Below are 4,410 nucleotides of genomic sequence, written 5' to 3' on the forward strand. Positions count from 1 at the left end.
CCGGAGCGAACGGCGTGGTGATCGGCATGCTGACGGCGGACGGTGAGATTGACCGCGAAGGCCTGGCGCGCGCAATCGATGCGGCGGATGGTCTGGCCATCACCTTCCATCGTGCGTTCGACGAAACGCGTGATCTACGACAAGCGCTCGACGTGCTGCTCGGTTTCGATGCCGTGACGAATGTCCTGACCTCGGGTGGCAAACCTTCGGTACTGCAGGCGGAGTCGATCATGCGCGACCTGGTGCGGCAAGCGACCTGCTCACATTGCACGGTGCTGGCGGGCGCGGGTTTGACGATCGATGCGGTGGCCGGTTTCGTGAGCGCGACGCAAGTTCAGGCGGTTCACTTCGGTTCGGGCGTACGGGTTGGCGGCAACGGACTCGCGCCCGTCGATGCGGCGAAAGTCGCGCAGGTGCGAGCGCTGCTGGACGCAGAGCCTAGCTGATTCATCAGGAAGACAGTCAGCGCTATTGGGCGCAGTACGTAGCAAAACGATCCGGCAGAAGATCCACGCTACTAGAGGCAACCTGTAGCAAATCCATCAGGCAAAAAAAGCCGCTTCGAGGTTCAACCCGAAGCGGCATTTTTCATCGCACGTGCGAACGAAGTTACTTCGCGACGACCACCGGAATCCCGCGCAATTGTCCGGCGCCCTTCACCTCTTCCAACGACTTCTTCACCGACGCGCTGGTCGCTGCTTCGATCTGCAAGCGCGCAGCGAGATCACGCTCGCCGCGCTTCACACCGGCCAGATTCGCGAGCTTCACGTGACCATAACCGCGTACACGAGCATGCAAATCGGCCAGCTTCGCGACGTCTTCGAGATTGTTCGCATCGAGCTTCGAGAGCGCGCGTTGCAAGGTGGTCTCGTAGTCGTCGGCGAGTTCGCGTTCCATTTTGCGTTCGAGCGTACGGCCGAACGGATCGAACATCGTGCCGCGCAGACCGCTGAATTTCGCCATCACGCCGAGCACCGGCCACATCCATTGACCGAAAGTCTTCTTGGTCGGATTCACGCCCGCCGGAGCACGCGTGAGTGTGGGCGGCGCGAGATGGAACTTGATGCCGAAGTCCTTGCCTGCCACGCCTTCGAATTGCGCTTCCAGTGCTTCACGGAACGCGCTATCCGTATGCAGACGCGCCACTTCGTATTCGTCCTTCACCGCAAGCAGACGATAGAACGTCGTCGCTATTGCACGCGTAACACGTTCGCTCTTTGCATCGACCGAGGTTTCGGCGCGCCGCGCCGCATCGACCAGCGCGCGATAACGCTGTACGTAGCGCGCACCGCCGTACGTCTGGAGACGGCCCTCGCGATGCGCGATCAGTTCGTCGAGCGTATCGACACGCACCGGTTGCCTGGCCAGCTGGCGTGCTTGCCAGAGCGATTCCAGCGCGGCCGGGTCGTCCGCAGCAACACGCCCGATCGAAAACGCCAGTTGATTCATCTGCACGGCAACGTTGTTCAACTCGATCGCGCGCATCATCGCGCCGAACGAGACCGGCACGAGGCCGAGTTGCCACGCATAGCCGAGCATCAGAATGTTCGCGCCGATGGTGTCGCCGAGGAAACGTGTAGCAAGCGCCTGGGCGTCGCACGTCGACATGCGCTCAGCGCCTGCCGCGTGACGCATCTTGTCGATTAGCGCGTCGGCGTGCAGCGTCGCGTCCGGGTTCTGCACGAAAGTCGCATTCGGAATTGCGTGCGTGTTGACGACGATCCGCGTGCGCCCATGACGCACCGTTTGCAACGCATCGGCGCTCGCGCCCACTACCATATCGCAGGCGAGCAGCACGTCGGCCTGTTGCGTGTCGATGCGGACCTGGTTGAGCCACTCGTCGCGGGCGGCGAAGCGCACGAACGACAGCACCGAGCCGCCCTTTTGTGCAAAGCCCATGAAGTCGAGTACCGACGCGCTCTTGCCTTCCAGATGCGCAGCCATGCTGATCAATGCACCGACCGTCACGACACCCGTGCCACCGACACCCGTCACCAGGATGTCGTACGGCGCGGCATCGAGATGCGTCGCGGGAATCGGCAGCGCGTCGACGCGTGCGGCGAGCGCTGCCGGATCGAAAGCGGCGCCTGCGGCTTTCTTCAGCTTGCCGCCTTCCACGGTGACGAAGCTGGGGCAGAAACCGTTCACGCACGAATAGTCTTTATTGCATGACGATTGATCGATGCGGCGCTTGCGCCCCAACGCGGTCTCAACCGGCTCGACCGACAGACAGTTCGATTGCACGCCGCAATCGCCGCAGCCTTCGCAAACTTCCTCGTTGATGAACAGGCGTTTATCCGGATCGGGAAACTCGCCTTTTTTCCTGCGACGCCGTTTTTCCGCCGCACAGGTCTGGTCATAGATCAGCACGGTCACGCCGTCGGTGTCGCGCAATTCACGCTGCACGGTGTCCATTTCGCTGCGATGGTGGAACGTCGTGCCCTTCGGAAACTGGTCGTGATGGCCGTCGTATTTCTCCGGCTCGTCGCTGACCACGACGAAGCGCGACACACCTTCGGCCTCCACCTGACGCGCGATCTGCGGCACGGAGATGCTGCCGTCGACCGGCTGGCCGCCCGTCATCGCGACTGCATCGTTATAGAGAATCTTGTACGTGATGGTGGCTTTCGCGGCCACCGCCTGACGGATCGCGAGAATGCCCGAATGAAAGTAGGTACCGTCGCCGAGATTCTGGAATACGTGGCGCGTTTTCGTGAACATCGAATGCGAGGCCCAATCGACGCCTTCACCGCCCATCTGAATCAGGCCGGTAGTATCGCGCTCCATCCACGACGCCATGAAGTGGCAGCCGATCCCCGCATGCGCGATCGAACCTTCAGGCACTTTGGTCGACGTGTTGTGCGGACAGCCCGAGCAGAAATACGGCGTACGCTTCACGCTATCCGCGGCATTTGAGAGAATCTGCGGCGCCACCAGATCGACCACACGTTCGCGGCGATCCAACGCCGGCTTGTGTTTCGCGAGCCAGTTCGCGAACACCGGCAAAATGCGCGACGGCCGCAATTCACCCAGCGACGACAGCAGCAGCGTGCCGTCTTCGGCATTCTTGCCGATCACGATCGGACGCGTGCCTTGCGTGCGGTTGTACAGATAGTCTTTGATCTGCTGCTCGATGACCGGACCTTTTTCCTCGATCACCAGCACTTCGGACAAACCGGACACGAACGCGTCGATGCGCGTCATTTCCAACGGGAACGACAGTCCCACCTTGTAGATCCGCACGCCGGCCGTTTCCAGATCGGCGACGGTCAGATCGAGCCGGCGCAGCGTTTCCATCAAGTCCAGATGCGCCTTGCCGCACGTGACGATACCGACGTTCCCATGCGGACTCGGCGCAATCCATTTGTCGATGCTGTTGGTGCGCGCGAAATGACGGACGGCGTCGAGCTTGGCGTGCATCCGCGATTCGATTGTCAGGCTCGGCAGATCGGGCCAGCGGTTATGCAGGCCGCCTGCGGGTGTTTCGAAATCCTGTGGCGTCGCCCATTCGGTTTGCAGTGCGTCGAGGTCGACCGTCGAGCCGGATTCGACCGTTTCCGAAATCGCCTTGTAGCCGACCCACGCGCCGGAGAAGCGCGACAGCGCCCAGCCATACAGGCCGAACTCGAGCATGTCGGCAATGTTCGACGGATTCACCACCGGCATATGCCACGCCATCAACGCGAAGTCGCTCTGGTGCGGCATCGACGACGACACGCAACCGTGGTCGTCGCCCGCCACCACCAGCACGCCACCATGCGGCGACGAGCCGTACGCATTGCCGTGTTTCAGCGCATCGCCCGCGCGATCCACGCCGGGGCCCTTGCCGTACCACATCGCAAACACGCCTTCGACGGTGCGCTCCGGGTCTGACTCCACCCGCTGCGTGCCGAGCACGGCGGTGCCGCCGAGTTCCTCGTTGATCGCCGGCAAAAAGCGAATATCACTCGCTGTGAGCAATTTCTTCGCTTTCCACAACTGCTGGTCGACCATGCCGAGCGGCGAGCCGCGATAACCGCTAATGAAGCCGGCCGTGTTCATGCCACGCGCGCGGTCTGCCGCGCGCTGCATCAGCGCGAGGCGCACTAGCGCTTGCGTGCCGGTGAGGAAAATGCGGCCGCGCGTGGCGGTGAGGTTGTCGGACAGCTTGTAGTCGGCGAGAGCGGGCGTGCCGTCGATGGGCAGGCGAGCGGTCATGGGTGAGTCTCCAATGTTTGCATCCGCGCGCCGTGGTGTGGGGCCACAAGAGGTGACGCGGCGAAAGAGACTCTATTTTTTAGCGCCGATTGGAGTGAATTTTTTCTACTTGTTCACGCGAATGGCGAATGAGCGCGACGACCCGCGCGTTTTAATGAAGTTTTGAGATGGATCTGCCACGCAGCGGGCGGGTTCGGGTATGCCCTGGTCCAT

Annotated in this window: 2 protein-coding genes; one reads left to right on the forward strand and one right to left on the reverse strand. The window is 62.0% G+C overall.

The genetic code is table 11. The features are described from left to right. On the forward strand, nt 1-446 hold a 446-nt coding region (locus QOC89_RS17620; RefSeq protein ID WP_323046192.1), incomplete at its 5' end, for a copper homeostasis protein CutC. A gap of 163 nt (nt 447-609) precedes the next feature. Here QOC89_RS17620 and QOC89_RS17625 read toward each other — a convergent pair. Continuing rightward, complete coding sequence (locus QOC89_RS17625) at nt 610-4,197, reverse strand: indolepyruvate ferredoxin oxidoreductase family protein (protein WP_323046193.1); 3,588 nt, start codon at nt 4,195-4,197, stop codon at nt 610-612. Nucleotides 4,198-4,410 lie beyond the last annotated feature (213 nt).

Source organism: Paraburkholderia sp. (assembly GCF_034668105.1).
In the GTDB taxonomy this organism is placed as follows: Bacteria; Pseudomonadota; Gammaproteobacteria; order Burkholderiales; family Burkholderiaceae; genus Paraburkholderia.

Excerpts from the sequence above, each read along its gene's own strand:
- QOC89_RS17625 (WP_323046193.1), bottom strand. The coding sequence starts at position 4,197 with ATGACCGCTCGCCTGCCCATCGACGGCACGCCCGCTCTCGCCGACTAC.